Below are 14,343 nucleotides of genomic sequence, written 5' to 3'. Positions count from 1 at the left end.
AATCCCCCCACAACTACTGAACTAATTTGCGAATTTTACCATAAGCAATATAGGAACCTCCCTGGGGATTTTCCTTAACTTCATCCACTACATATAATATACCTTCCTCTCGAATAGTGCGAGGAAAACGGATATTATAGTCAGGATTATAGCCATCAGAAACAACTCTGGCTCGCAGTTTTTTCCCGTCCTTGATACACTGAACTAAAACCCCATCTCCCACCGTATCTGTGGTTTCTAAATCAGCCGCCGTTCCTTGGGCTTTAGCGGTTTGTAATTGTTTAGCTTGGCGGGTTTTTTGAGTGGATGCTTTTTCTTCACCGGGTTTAACTAGGCGGCGAATGTTGCCTGAGGCGCGATAAAATGTGCCATTAGCAGATGGGGTAATTTCATCCACGACATAAGTGACACCTTGTTCGCGGATACTGCGGGGAAACTGCACGTTTAAATCCGGATTATATCCCTCAGAAATGACCCGCACTCGTAGCTTACCCCCAACCCGTTCACATTTGACTAAAACACCACTGTCGGGATTCGTTGTTACCTCTAACCCACTGGCTGCACCTGTTGTGGTTCCACGGAATTTTAAATCTTCGCGATCGCGGGTTTGGGTTTGATAAGATTGATCCCGCATTTCTTTGCGAATTGCCCGGTCAAATCGTCGATTTTCTAAACATTGGGCATAGTAGTCCAGTTGGGCTATTTCTTCGGCAATGTCAAAGAATTCATCTAATGTCTTGCGTTTGAGTTCCTCGATCGTTTCCCGCAGCTTAACCACTGCTTGTTGAAAGTCTCCTTTGTCCGCCAGGGAAACGGCTTCATCTTTTAATTTAGCAATTCTTAACTGAGAGGTTTGTTCCAAGACTTGCGGATCAGGCTGGATGTTTTTGGCTTCTGCTTCTGAACCGACGGTTAAGGTAATGGAAAACTGATTGCTAATGTCTTGGATACTGCCTTCGACAATGGTTTGATAGTCATAGGTCACAGTAGTAATCGTCGTCATTCCGGATTGCGATCGCGGCGATACGGTTAAGGGAATTGCTAAGGGCTTTTGTTCAACGCCATACACATCCCCCAAGACAACCTCTATCGTATTACCTACCTGGGAAAACCGATAGTTATTAAGAATCTCACCAACCTTAACAAATTCTTCCGGTTGTAGCCTCACCCTGAGATTTTGCGCCACAACCGAGACTAAACTTTCCATCTCAATTTCAAACACTTGGGAGGCGTCATCAGGAGACTGAATAAAGTAGAAATTTCCTCGGGCGGCATTTGCCATGTTAATCAGCAAATCTTCGTTAAAATAATTACCAAACCCTAAAGTTGTGGTGACAATATCCGCTTCTGCTTTTTCTAAGGCTGTTTTCGTCAGCACTTGCGGATCTTTAATCCCATAATTTGCCAATCCATCGGTTAAAAGTAAGACGCGATTAATTCGTTCCGGACTTTGGTTAGCTTGAACTTGACTACATCCCAACAACCATCCGCCACTTAAATTGGTGCAGCCCCTGGCGCGAATTTTACCAATTTTTGCTTTAAGGGCGGCTTGATCACCAACTAATTGTGGGGGAATAATCACCTCGGCGGTGTCATCATAAATCACCACCGAAACAAAATCATCAGCGGTGAGATAATCAATCAGATTTTGGGCGGCTTGAATGGCATATCGTAGGGGAGCTCCCGCCATTGAACCCGAACGATCTAGGACTAAGCTGAGATTCAGCGGACGACGCGAGGATGTCTGCTGACTCGACTCTGATCCTTGAAAGGTAATCAGTAAGTCTACCGTCGAGGGACTGTCTGCGGCAATTAACGATTGACTTAGGGTGTAGCTGGCTTTCATGTACGAACTTGAACTCTTGGGTATAACGTAGTGCACCATCCACTTAGGCTGGTCAGGTAGGGGCTAAATTCCAAGCCTCCGGAACCTATAGCCGTGGGGTTCCTGACATCCACAGGTTAGCACTCAGGGTTTAGATGGGATTATTTCATTTTAGTTTAACTAAAGAGAAATAAGATGTCAGGTCTTGGAGACGTTCCCTGGAAACGTCTCTACCGTTGTTAATCGTCGTCATCGTCATAAACGAAATCGGGCGGCGGTGGAATATCGGGAACCAGTTCAATCGTCATTCCTTGTTCAAACATGCAAGAATCTATATCCTCTTCGTCTAAGATTACCTCCCGATGCGCCCAAGCTAAACCTTGATTGGAAAGTTTTATTTCTATCCAGCCGCCTTTGGTTTGTTTTCCTGTGATCGGGACTTGTTCTCTAGTTAAATAGGTAATCACATTATCGCGAAATGATGCGGGATCAGAACGAACATTTCCGGTAACAATCACTGAACAAGTGGCAGGTTCTGGCGATGGTTTAGGTTCAGGAGAGGGAGAGGGAGATGGGGAGCGACTGGAATTAGCGCCGTTGGGGGATTTTGTCGTTGTGGGAGAGGGTGTTGATGATGATACAACGGTATCGGTTGCATCGGTTGACGGTTGGACGGCGGCACGATTAAATAAACTAATCAGTAGGGCTAATGTAGCTAAACCGCCACCAATTCCTGCCCAAAGGAGGAGTTTATTGGAGGATTTAGAAACGGCGGGTTCAGGATTTAAGAAATTGCTAAGATTTGATGATACTTGGACGCCAGAAGTCGGTTCGGTTTCCGGTTCCTCTGGCGTTTGCATATACCATTCGGGGATAGAATTGGGTTTTAATGGGAGTCGATCGGGTTGATTGCCATTGGATGCCGTTGATTCTTGGGTTTGTTCAGGATTAATCGAGTCAAAGGTGGATGAGGGCGCGATCGCACTCTCCTGTTGTGGCGATGGAACCTCTGGCGGTGTGGAGGCGGAGACGGGTGGTGCTGGGGAATCAACGGGTTGATTGGGTGGGAAAGTATCTTCTAGTTGGGGTGATTCCTCTGTCGGCGTGGATGGCGGGATAGGGGGTGCTGGGGAATCAACGGGTTGAGTCGGTGGGAGACTCTCCTCGGCTGGAGGTGACACCTCCCCAGGTGCAGAAGCTGAAACAGTGGGTTCTGTAGGCTCAACTGATTGGGGTGACACCTCCATGGGTGTGGATACGTCGGTGGTTTCTTCTTGATCTCGTTGATCTCGAATGAGTGAAACAGAACGCCGACTTAGAGATTCTCTAATCTCTGTTCCTCCTGTTCTCTCGACGTCCCGATTACTATCGGGATTCGACTGGGACGTTTGGCGGGATTGCTTTTGGTATAGAATTATTTGTTCGGTGTCTTTAATATCTTGATCTTTCAATCCTAAAGACTGTTGCAAATCTTTTAAGAGTTTACGAGACTTGGGGTTGAGTGAATTATCGGCTCGGAAAACTTCCCGAAACGCTTTTTTATATCGCTGTAATTTTTCCTGATACTCGCGATAGGGAGTTAAAACTTGGGCTTCTATTGCCGCACAATCGGCTGGAGTGAGATGTAGACTTTGGGCTAATGTATCCAGAGCCGAACGACCGCCAACAGAAATTTCACCCCCTCTGATCCAGCGCTGTGCTTCTTTACGATACTTCAAGGTGAGGCGATTCAGGGGAACTTGACTCAGTGCGATCGCTTGGTAAGGTTCGCTAGCATATAATCTAGGTTTTAAAGCGGGAGCAACGATTTTAAGCTGCTGAGAAACATAGTCATGAAGTTCCTTGACACAAATCCAATCATCATGATTGCGATCGGCGAGTCCTGTTGCTAGTCCTTCGATTAAGTAACGAGTGTAATCCGAGGGTTGAGATGGCTCGGATTGATTGAAATAGGGAATGGAACTAAAACAACTCAGAAGCGCCCATTTCTCACCCGTCATTTGTTGTTTTAACCCAACCTGATTATAGTCATTTGCCGTTATTTCCCAATCCAAAATATTGCTACAGTAACCGTCGATAATCACAATATTCTGCGGACAGGGACTGTTGCTAAGTAGATCTTGGATTAAACCAGCGGGAACAACGGTTGCCTTGACTAATTCTTTGAGGGAATTGTCATCAGTCATGCGAGTGGCGGTGATGCCAGTTCCTAAATATACGGTATCATTATAATCTTGGATACATTGACCTGAGAAAAACAACAACACGACATCTTCCTCGTCACGCTTACTCAATAGCGTTTCGATGGTTTCCCGCATCACGGGAGGATTCGGATTAATCAGCGTTTCTATCTCGTCAAAAGAATACTGCAAAACACGTTGCATCGCTTCAACAGCGTTAACGGCTCCGGGTACGGGGTGAAAACCATAGCCGTACTCACTTACCCCAATCAGCAATGCTATTTTCACAACTGGTGATTCCCTAGACTGCTACAACGTTTCGTGCTGCCTAAATTACTCCCATCAAGATTTTTTCCGGCAATTGGTGACCCTAAGTTTGGATTCACTAGTCCCACTAAGCGGTTATACATTTTATCTGCTATAGTTATGGGTTTTGTCCGTTTTTGCGGAATCAACTGACCCCGTCTTTACCCTGCAAACAGCCAGGATGTCAAGACAGACATTGAAATGTGTATTAGCTTAGACTCTTGATGGTTGTCGTTGAGTACACCCTCTTTAAACCTTTACTTCTGTTATATCCGGATAGACAGGCAGGTATCTACCGAAAGGCTAATTTTTTTGGTCTATTTACAAACCTATACATTGATCGTAAACTATATTTTTATTTGTGGCTACCATCGCTTTTTTTCTGGTGACTAGAGTTTGTGACAATTTGATAGCCAATAGACTATCCCCCTAAAGTATTGAGCCAATAGTTATTGATTTTCAGTGGTTGACCCAATATCCAGGAACGGGGTATCTTATTTGAACGTCATAAAAATCACCCGATTGGAACTCTACCGCGACAAAAAAATTACAGACAATGCCTCTATTAATTTGTAGTCAGAGTGTGATCAACACAACCCCCAAAATCATGATTCCAGCACCAATTGCTCGTTCTTTTATACCTTTTTCTTGAAAAATTAAATGACCCATGACTACACTGAGTAAGGCGCTCATACGCTTCACCGAAATGACATGAGCCACCAGTGTCATATCAATCGCCTGCATTTGGAAGAGGACGGCTGCACCGTGAAAGAGTCCAATAGGTACCAAGGAGATGAAATTTTGGCGGATTTGGGTTAAGCGATCATAAGCCTTATACAACATGATTGGTGTCATCGCTGTTGCAATAAACGAATAATTCGCGATCGCCCAAAAAGTTGGTGAGGAATTTTGCACCCCAACCTTGTCAACGTTAGAGGTGATACTCCAAATAAACGCCACCAGGATCATCAGCTTCGGTCCCTTTTCCCGGAACAGAGATTTGAAAGGAGCCAAGTAACCCTGCTTTTTTTCCTTCAAGTTCAAAATATAAGAACCGGCGACAATCAAAACCATGCCGATGGCATCCATGATTGTCGGATATTCTTGAACAATCAGCGGAGAGGTGACTAATAAAAACAGGGGAGTAAACGTAATTAAAGGAACTGTGATCGATAAATCAGATACCTTGATCGCCTTAATATATAAAATCATCGAAATCACATTGAGACTGCCGCCAACGAGCAAGGCAAGTCCAAACCGATTTCCCAGTTCAGGGGTGTTAATAAAAAATAAAAGAGGCAGCAATAAGGGAAGTGTGAAGACAATTAACGACCACGAGACAATATAAACATTAATGGTTTTTAAACCATGTTTGCTAGTGACATCCTTGAGCGATTCAAAAACAGCGGTTAGGGTAGCAAATATAAACCAAGTCATCGACAATTTAAGTGTAATGGCACTGAAATAAGCATTTTTAGATCGACGAAACCTGAATATATCGTAGGGTGGGCATTGCCCACCAGCATAGCAGTCAGTGCCATTCAATTTAAGTGTCTTGAAGATTGACAATCTATGAAACTCGTCATTTTTGATGGGAGCATCCCAATTTGGCGCGTTAGCTGGTTTCAGGCTTCGCCCTTCCGAAAGTGACAGAAGAGCGATAATAAGGCAGTAAACCCCTGGAAGTTGGAAGAGAAGTTAGTTGGACTGGCATACGCCCCTCCATTTACTTTCCAGATCATCGTAGCCCCGGGCTTTCAAGGAGTCATGGGCTTTCCATTAATTTCTGCGTTTCTGGATGAACTTGAATGCTTTGTGTTTCAAGCTGTTCTCGTAGATATCCATCAGAAATAATCACCTCATCCCAATAGCTTGAGTATTCAACGAAGCTTTCTCCCCAAACGTCACGAACTATTGGGTCAAGAACTTCAAAGGCAAATTTCAAGGTCTCGGTAGAAGTATCAAAAGCTGGAGCGGCAAAATGGACAATCATGTTTCGCAATTGACCAAACTCCTGATATTTATCCAATTGCTTGATTCTATATCCTGTTGAAGCCCAAAGAACTTCTGGTAGCTCCGAGTACATCAATGTCCGACCATGCTTAAAAAGCTCCTTAATACTCAACATACCAGTGGTAGTACTAGATTTAGGATAAGACTTAAAGATTAAAAGCGGGTGCTCTTCGGCAATTCGTGCTTTTAAGATTATTTCTGCTCCATGCGCTGCATGAACTACTGACAAAACATGGGAAAATGGACTCATCATCTCACTAAAAGTGGCATCATATACAGCCCTACCAATCACATGAAATCCAAATTCTTTCATATGTTTTGAAACTTGTTTCGTCTCAGGATGCATGGAACCTACTCTAATAAAGTCAATATGCTTGATAGTCGAACCTTCCTAATTTGCCTTTGCTATTTAGAGGCATCATGTAAGAACAGTCCTAGCCAGAGCTTAACATTATAATAGAGATTCAGACACCGCCCCCACCGACGGGGACACCCTCAAAGCCACGGTGCGCGATCGCTCTGGTTGTTTGCGGCTTACTCAACCGAAAGAACCGTTTCAATTAAGCGCTGTTCGATATCTTGCACGACGGGCGTTGTGTCATCAACAATGCCGATATCTGTGTTGATTTGGAACGCGATCGCAACATCATGATCGGGATAGTAACGGAGGCTGGAACTGTATCCGGGAATCCAGCCGCCATGACCATAAATGGGGCCAAAGGGACTGGTGCGATAGATGCCAACCCCGCTTCCATATTGGATATCCCCGTCGGGGCTAATCGAGACGGCATTCAGCAAATCATTTAGATAAGAACCAGACATGGCGTTACCGCCAAATAATGCGGCTCCCCACCTCGCCAAATCCGCAGAGGTGCTGACTAATCCACCGCCTGTCCATTCAAAGCCGGGATGCCATGCCAGAACTCCGTCTGCGGTGGTTGTTTTGCTCGGCAGTCCGAAGGGATTATCGATAGCCATGTACCCCGCCGCTAAGTCTGGGAGACACCGACGGTTGGAGGGGGACGTTTGCGTTAGCTCTAGGGGGTGCAAAAAACGGTCTTGCAGTTCGTCGTAATAGTCTCTACCTGTGGCAGCTTCAATCACGAGTCCAGCTAAGATGTATCCGGTGTCGGTATAGGCCCAGCCTGCTCCGGCTGCAAATAAGGGCGGTTGATCCAACACAAATTCGATTAAGGATTCTGGCGGGAAGGGATTGCCGGGTTCCTGCCAGTGCTGCGAAACAGCGGCGGCAAAGGATTCCGAATAGACGTGATCCGGTAGCCCCGAACTGTGCGTGAGCAGTTGGCGCAGGGTGATGTTTTGGTGGTTGGGCAGTCGGGAAAACCAGGCTTTTTCGCTCAACCACTGGGCGATGGGCGCATCCAAATCCAGCACATTTTCCTGATCAAGCGCGATCGCAGTGGCACCCACAAAGGTTTTGCCAATACTGGCGGCTAACATCCGCGATCGCCCGGTCATCGGTGTTCCGGCTTCAAGATCGGCGACACCCGTGGCGGCGACACCCACGGTGCCATCTGGCAAAACATAAGCCGCCGTTGCCCCAGGAAAGCCGTATTGCTGTTGAGCGTCTTCTAGGACGGCTTGAACAGCCTGATTGAGATCATCCGTGGCTGCCATCGTGCCGGATTGGGCTGTAAGGAGGAACGCTCCCACACAAAGCACCACCAACCAGAGCAGCGGCTGTGTTAACCGTCGCTTCTTCAAGAACCGGGGACAGCGCCTGGAATCCATCTGCTGACCTCGCCAGAATCTGCCCTTGCGCCGCAACATAGGTAAACTCATAGGTCACTTTCCTCGCTGAGACTGCCCGGTATTCCCATCGGCATCGCTGGGGGAATGACCCGCGTGACGGCATGGGTTTTGCGGAACATGGTTTTGCGATTGATCACAATAATGACCAGGGCTGCGATCCAGAAGAAAACGGTGTCGTAGGGCTGCCCATCTGGCCAAATCGGATTAATAAGCTGCAAGTGAAAGAGGAAGGACAGCAGGATGCTCCCCTGGGATGCATTGAATAACGGGGTGACGATGAGGCTGAGGGCGATCGAGCCGAGTACAAATGGCGTAAATGACCAAGCGCTTTGTGGTGTGCCGCTCATCAGAAAGGCAGGCAGATGCCACAGACCCCAGATGCCGCCCAAAATTAGTGCTGCCCAAATGGGGGCAAATCGCCGTTGCAGCAGGGGTAATGCCAAGCCATTGGGCTGGGAAGCAGAATGTATAATGCCAAAATTCCCCAGGCAAAGCCAAAGGTCATTAGCAAAAAGGGAATCAAGGCAATGAAGGGAACCGGGTATCGCTGGGTAGCGTTGGGGTCATGGGTCATTGAATTATCCTCGACTACAGGTTAGGGGGGCGATCGCCCCTTCCACTGTTGTAATAGAGATCTCTGCCGATAAGGGCAATTCCCCCGCCGACTGGGACACCTTCAAAGCCACGGTGAGCGATCGCTCTGGTTGTTTGCCGCGAGTCACCCAGATGCAGTGCAGCCGGTTGGAATTGTTGGAAAAGTTGTGGGGCGATCGCAGCTTCTACAGCCTTAGCCCAGAACGTCCTAACGTTCGTGTTCAGCGGCTCCAAGGAGCTTTTGCATCTTCAACAGGTCTGAATGCAGTCCGCTGCAACACGGTTGTTATGCAGCAACCACCGCAGTAAATATCAATCCTCAGTAGATTGCTTGCTGCTCCAAAAAAGTTGAAGCGCTGACTCATCAAAGATGTAAGCCGACTCACCATCTCGAATTACTCGTTTACCCATCCGAGGAAAAATTGCAATATCTAAGCGCCCTGCTTCTCCACCAATCAGATACACAAGGTCTTCATCGAATGGGTTACGAAGATGATGGGGTTGTTGAGGTAGCCCAAAGCCCATAAAGTCTCCTGGCTCGACTTCATATTCCCTATCTCCAATTTCCGCAATCCCTCGACCTGACAAGATGTAAACCCATTCTTCTTCATTCTGGTGAGCATGGTAAATGAAAGATTCTTTACCTGGAGGTACACGAGCGATCGTCACGCCAATGCGTTTAAGACCGACAGCACGCCCAAGGAAGCGTAAATAAATTTCTGAATTGGGGTTAAGCGGATGACGAAACTCAAACGCCTCCATTGAATTGATGTCTGAAGCTTTCAGCAGAGAATGTTGTTCATCAGTCACGTTGGTGTCCTCCTAATCAAGTTGTCAAATGGTCTGAACGCCACAAGGGAAACTTCTGCCTAATCCTCCAATACAGCGGATTAGGTAGAAATATTTCAGTCTAATCCCCCAATTTGGGGTGATTAAGTAGAAAATTGTCCGCCTAATTATTTGATATGGGTGGTTAGCTGGAATGATTCAGTATAATCAACTTTTCTTGGAGCGATCGCCCATTCCATTTTAATGGAGGTCAGTACCCATAAGGACATCGCACCCATTGTCAAGAGTCATCACACAATTTTCTCCAAGCATCCTCACACTCCAGCGCCCAGCGCCATACAATAGAAGTCGGATATTCCAAGGGGAGAGATTTACCATGTCGGAACGTGAAAATACTGGAAACCCGCCCCGTCGTCGTCGCCGGAGTAGTCGGGAACTACCGAATCAGAACCTTCAACCGAAGCGGAATCAAAGGTTTAACAGCAGCCGCCCACCCGTCACCGATGAACAACTCCAACCAGGGGCAGATTTATCGAGTACAATTTTGAGCGATCGCAACTTAAAAGGAAAAAATTTACAAGGTGTTTCTTTAAGTTCTGCTGTTTTGCGGGGGACAAATTTAGAAGATGTTGATTTGACGGGTGCCGATCTGAAACGGGCTCATCTTCAGGATAGTCAAATTAATGAAAATACCCGCCTCGATCCCAAGTGGAAATTGGTTTGGGAGTTGGTGAATTTGAGAAATGAGAATCGGAACTGTTCCGATGCTGATTTATCCTTGGCGAATTTAGATGAATCCGATTTACAAAACATTAATTTTTCTGGAGCAAATTTCACGAAATGTAGCCTCACCAGTTCAAATTTAAGCGGTTCTAACTTTCAAGATGCCAATTTAACGCAAGTTTTTGGGATGAAAGCGAGTTTTAAGGAAGCCAATTTTAATGAAGCAAAATTAAATGGAATTAATTGCGATCGCTGCGACTTTTCGATAGCAAACTTTCAAAATGCTGATTTATCACACACATTCTTGCAAAACTCCAATTTTAAAGGAGCAGACTTTCGGGGCGCAAATTTGAGTGGTACTCGTTTAGAGAATTCTTGTTTGGAAGATGTTTTAATTGACGATCGCACCCGTTTAGATGCGCGAGGTTTGGCGCTGTGGAAACTCTTCAACCCCACCCATGCCGAGGGCAATTTACAGGGATTGTGGTTCCAAAATGGAGATCTGAGCGATCGCGACTTTCGAGGCTATAATTTCAGCAATGCCGCTCTCTGTAAAACCAAGCTCAGAAATTGCAATTTCAGCGATGCAAACCTGGAAAATGTCAGCCTCAATGGTGCCGACTTGCGGGGTGCTAATTTCCTCGGCGCGAACCTGACGGGAGCCGATCTGAGACTCAGCGTTATTGATGAAAATACCCAATTCGATCCGAAATGGAAATTGTTTTGGCAATTAGCAAATCAAGATACCCAAAACCTCGAACTCCAGGAACAAGATTTGCAGGGATTAAAATTAATCGCCCTCGAATTAACCGATGTTAACTTTAGTGGTGCGAATCTAAAAAAAGGGAGTTTTAACAGTTCAACTTTAACTCGAATTGATTTTAGTCAAGCCGATCTAGAATCTGTTGATTTTACAGGAACAAAATTTAATTCAATCAATTTTTCGGGTGCAAACTTGACGGATGCAGAGATGTCCGGTGCAGATTTGCACGAGATGAACTTGCAGGGAGCAACACTCGTCAAAGTTTACCTTTGTAACGGCAATCTCAGTTCCCAAAATTTACGCAATCAGAATCTCAGCGAAGCTAATTTACGAGAAGCAAATTTAAGTCATGCAGATTTATCGGGGGCGAATTTAAGCCAAGCCAACCTGAATCGCAGCGATCTTACGGGGGCAAATTTACAGGATGCTAACTTAGAAATGGTAGCCATTACGGGGGCAATTTTGCAGGGTACAACCTGCGATCGCGCTAATTTTTCCCTCATTTCCTGTCATCAAGTTAATTTCAGTCAAATTAGCTTACAAAATGCCAATTTTCAAAACGTTAATTTTACGGATGCAAATTTCAGCCAAGCCAATCTATCGGGTGCAAATTGCGATCGCGCCAAACTGCCACAAGGGAATTTTCGAGAGGCAATTTGTAACCGTGTCAACTTCCAAAATGCCGATTTAGGACACTCGGATTTTGGTCATTCAAGTCTGTGCGGTGCCGATCTTCGGGGTGCGAATCTGTGCAGAACCAATCTCAAAAATGCGGCGATCGATAACCAAACTCAATTCGATCGCATGGGACAGATTTTGTGGGAATTACAAAACGAAAGTTATTCGGGACAGGATCTCCAGGGAATGGATTTGAGAGATCAGGATTTCCAAGGAGTTAACTGGGATGGTGCGAACTTAGAAAATGCTAATTTGAGCAACTGTAATTTTGTAGGCGCGAGTTTGGTTGGGGCAAATTTAAAAGGGACTTATCTATTCAAAACAAACTTCGATCGCGCCGATCTCAGCCGTGCCAATTTAGAGAAAATGAGGGGCGAGTTAGAGAAAGTGATAGGCTATTTGCCATTATCATGCCGACAAGCAAACCTCAGTCATGCCAATCTTCAGAATCACAAGTTATTTGATTTATTCGGTGCAAATCTTAGTCATGCAAACCTCACTGGTGCAGACTTAGCAGGCGCAAATCTGAATGATGCCGATCTGCGAGATGCCAATCTCAATCAAGTCAATTTAACCCGAACGACAATCAATCAAAACACCCAACTCGATCCGAAATGGCGGTTGGTTTGGCAACTTCTTAATCAAGAGGATTTTGCAGCAGATTTGACGAATGCCGATCTCAGTGAAGCATACTTGGAAAGATGTCAGTTAAGCGGTGCAAATTTAACGGGTGTCAATTTCACTAATGCGAATTTAGAACAAGCCGATTTAAGTCATGCAAATTTAGAAAATGCCAATTTAGAAGGGGCGAACCTGGAAGAAGCAAATTTGATTGGAACAGCGATTTCTGGGGCGTTAAATGTGAGCGATCGCGTCCGGGAACTGTGGGAAACTGCCAACCCATCTTCGGATCGAAAAGATTACCAAAATGCCAATTTGGAAAACGCAAATTTTGCTGGGATGGATTTGCGGGGATGCAATTTCAGTCACGCCAACTTGACAGCCGCAAACTTGGAAAACGCCAACTTAGAAAATGCCAATTTGGAAGGGGCAAATTTAGAAGAAGCAAATCTAGAAAATGCCAATCTAAACGGTGCAAATCTAAAACAGCTTGAAGGCAACTATGCTAATTTTTGCGGTGCCAATTTTGTCGGTGCAGATTTGAGCTATGCAGAATTTGAAGATAGCAGCTTTTCTGAAGCTAATTTAACGGGTGCAAACCTCAGTCATGGGACTTTTAACGGTGCATATTTACAGGGAGCCTGTCTGCGAGATGCGAGGCTTTGTCACGTCACCTTTGATTGGAGTGATGATGGAACGAATTTAGAAGAAGCTGATTTAGAAAATGCTGATTTGGAGGGAGCGAATTTACAGGGTTGTTATTTGAGTAATGCCAATCTAAAAAATATCAATTGGACGGGTGCAAAGTTAGACAATGTAGAGCTTCAAGGGGCGAATTTACAAGGTGCAGATTTGTCAAAAGTGGCGCAATTTGTTGAGGTGGCATTGCGGGGTGCAAATTTGCAGGGTGCTAACTTTCGGGGCTTAAATTTATCTCGAAGTTATTGGCAAGGTGTCAACCTCAGTGGCGTTGATTTACGGGGTGCTAATTTACAGGGAGCCCATTTTGCAGATTGTCAGATTGATGATTCGACTCAGTGGGATGAAAAATATCAGGTGATTTGGGAAATTGCCAATCAAAACCGCCGCGTTGATTTACAGGGGCAAGATTTGGCAGGTGCATATTTGGTGAGGGTGGATTGGCAGGGCATCAATTTACAATCGACGAATTTGGCAGGGGCGATATTAGGCGGTGCTAATTTAGAAGGGGCTAATTTAGAGAATGCTAACTTAAATCAGACTAACTTGGTACAAGCAAATTTGACGCAAGCGAATTTGAATGGTGCGGATTTACGAAATGCCGATTTAACTGAGGCGAATTTGACAGGAGCGCAGTTATTAGGAGCGCAGTTGGAAGGGGCAAATTTGAGTTCTGCAAAAACCCGAGATGCTAAGTTTGGCGATCGCATGTCCCCTTCCATTGAAGAAATTATTCAAACCTTCCGAGAATCGCGATCGCCCGGTTTATTAGAACAGTTAAAATTGGCAGGTTTGAATCCCAAAACCGATTTAGTCGGACAAGATTTGAGCGTACTGCAATTAAGCAATATTGATTTATCTGGTTGTGATTTACGAGGAACAAAGTTAGTTCAAGCTGGTTTGAAGAATACAAATCTCAGTCAGTCAGACTTGACGGATGCGGATTTAACCGGGGCATTTTTAAGCCGGACAAACCTCGATCGCGCCAATTTTACCCGTGCCAACTTTCAAAATGCTTCCTTGGAAAATATCGCCAAGATATCGGCGGCAAACTTTACCGATGCTGATTTTTATGAAGCATTAATTCAGAATGTTGATTTTCACAATAGTACGATGCAAAAGGCAATTTTTCAATCGGCTCGGTTGTCCATGAGTCGATTTAGTTATGCCGATCTAACGGGGGCAGATTTACGCAAAATGCAGATGGATTTGGGAAGTTTAGGTTCTCCAAATTTGACGGATGCGGACTTGCGGGGTGCTAAATTAGGTGTTTGTGGAAATGACATCAACTTGACCCGCACACAAATTGATAAAAAGACTCGGACTGACGATCGCTTTATGGCATTATGGAATCGAATGAATTTCAATTAAAAATCTGT

9 protein-coding genes are annotated in these 14,343 nt (G+C 45.3%); 1 reads left to right on the top strand and 8 read right to left on the bottom strand.

Annotated elements, in window-relative coordinates:
* Positions 1-13: 13 nt before the first annotated feature.
* The 8 genes from RH949_RS06155 to RH949_RS06120 all read right to left on the bottom strand — a co-directional run bounded on the left by RH949_RS06155 (position 14) and on the right by RH949_RS06120 (position 9,501).
* On the bottom strand, positions 14-1,846 hold the full coding sequence (locus RH949_RS06155) for a VWA domain-containing protein (RefSeq protein WP_446352240.1): 1,833 nt from the start codon (positions 1,844-1,846) through the stop codon (positions 14-16).
* A gap of 218 nt (positions 1,847-2,064) precedes the next feature.
* Positions 2,065-4,293 (bottom strand): caspase family protein, encoded by a 2,229-nt coding sequence (locus RH949_RS06150; protein WP_446352239.1) that lies wholly within the window; start codon positions 4,291-4,293, stop codon positions 2,065-2,067.
* 594 nt (positions 4,294-4,887) lie between these two features.
* Complete coding sequence (locus RH949_RS06145; RefSeq protein ID WP_446352238.1) at positions 4,888-5,748, bottom strand: EamA family transporter; 861 nt, start codon at positions 5,746-5,748, stop codon at positions 4,888-4,890.
* Positions 5,749-6,076: 328 nt separating this feature from the next.
* Positions 6,077-6,670: a hypothetical protein gene (locus RH949_RS06140; RefSeq protein WP_446352237.1), complete on the bottom strand. Its 594-nt coding sequence runs from the start codon at positions 6,668-6,670 to the stop codon at positions 6,077-6,079.
* A gap of 188 nt (positions 6,671-6,858) precedes the next feature.
* Positions 6,859-8,127, bottom strand: coding sequence for a serine hydrolase domain-containing protein (locus tag RH949_RS06135; protein ID WP_446352236.1), 1,269 nt, complete (start codon positions 8,125-8,127; stop codon positions 6,859-6,861).
* Positions 8,124-8,540, bottom strand: a complete 417-nt coding sequence (locus tag RH949_RS06130) for a CPBP family glutamic-type intramembrane protease (RefSeq protein ID WP_446352235.1) — start codon at positions 8,538-8,540, stop codon at positions 8,124-8,126. Before RH949_RS06130 ends, RH949_RS06135 begins: the two co-directional genes overlap by 4 nt.
* Before the next feature lie 145 nt (positions 8,541-8,685).
* On the bottom strand, positions 8,686-8,925 hold the full coding sequence (locus RH949_RS06125; RefSeq protein WP_044210804.1) for a hypothetical protein: 240 nt from the start codon (positions 8,923-8,925) through the stop codon (positions 8,686-8,688).
* 78 nt (positions 8,926-9,003) lie between these two features.
* The gene (locus tag RH949_RS06120; RefSeq protein ID WP_006105750.1) at positions 9,004-9,501 is read right to left on the bottom strand and encodes a cupin domain-containing protein; all 498 of its coding nucleotides are present in this window, start codon (positions 9,499-9,501) and stop codon (positions 9,004-9,006) included.
* A 355-nt stretch (positions 9,502-9,856) separates the two neighbouring features.
* Here RH949_RS06120 and RH949_RS06115 point away from each other — a divergent pair, with 355 nt between their 5' ends.
* Positions 9,857-14,335, top strand: coding sequence for a pentapeptide repeat-containing protein (locus RH949_RS06115; RefSeq protein WP_446352234.1), 4,479 nt, complete (start codon positions 9,857-9,859; stop codon positions 14,333-14,335).
* Positions 14,336-14,343: the final 8 nt, after the last annotated feature.

It is taken from the genome of Coleofasciculus sp. A1-SPW-01, assembly GCF_040217205.1.
Taxonomy (GTDB): domain Bacteria; phylum Cyanobacteriota; class Cyanobacteriia; order Cyanobacteriales; family Coleofasciculaceae; genus Coleofasciculus; species Coleofasciculus chthonoplastes_A.
The sequence above is the reverse complement of the archived record's forward strand: the minus strand, read 5'-3'. Positions and strand labels throughout refer to the sequence as shown.

Bases quoted from the DNA above. Each gene is read 5' to 3' on its own strand.
- RH949_RS06155 (WP_446352240.1), bottom strand. From the start codon at position 1,846: ATGAAAGCCAGCTACACCCTAAGTCAATCGTTAATTGCCGCAGACAGT.
- RH949_RS06145 (WP_446352238.1), bottom strand. From the start codon at position 5,748: ATGACTTGGTTTATATTTGCTACCCTAACCGCTGTTTTTGAATCGCTC.
- RH949_RS06140 (WP_446352237.1), bottom strand. From the start codon at position 6,670: ATGCATCCTGAGACGAAACAAGTTTCAAAACATATGAAAGAATTTGGA.
- RH949_RS06135 (WP_446352236.1), bottom strand. From the start codon at position 8,127: ATGAGTTTACCTATGTTGCGGCGCAAGGGCAGATTCTGGCGAGGTCAG.
- RH949_RS06115 (WP_446352234.1), top strand. From the start codon at position 9,857: ATGTCGGAACGTGAAAATACTGGAAACCCGCCCCGTCGTCGTCGCCGG.